General features: G+C 67.3%; 1 pseudogene. It reads left to right on the top strand.

Annotated elements, in window-relative coordinates:
* Positions 1-367, top strand: a pseudogene (locus AC5Y2L_RS28590) (hypothetical protein); the annotation flags it as partial.

The following is a 367-nucleotide window of genomic DNA, read 5'->3' as shown; positions in this document are numbered from 1 at the left end:
CCGGTGGGTGATCCGATCGAATACGCCAGCCTGGCCGAGGTGTATGGCCGGGCGGGGGCGTGTGCGCTGGCGTCGGTGAAAACCAATGTGGGCCATACCCAGTCGGCCGCGGGGGTGTTGGGGTTGATCAAGGCGGTGCTGGCGGTGGCCCATGGCGCGGTGCCGCGTAATCTGCATTTCACCGCACTGCCTGATCAGCTGGCCCGCATTGACACCAATCTTTTTGTGCCCCAGGACTACACCAGCTGGCCGCTGCAGGGGCGGCATCCGCGGCGGGCGGCGGTGTCCTCCTATGGGCTGTCGGGCACCAATGTGCATGCCATTGTGGAGCAGGCGCCCGAGTCGGCTGCTGTCTGCGCTGCGCCGC

Source organism: Mycobacterium sp. NGS66 (assembly GCF_059812225.1).
This window is presented reverse-complemented; position numbering and strand designations above follow the sequence as displayed.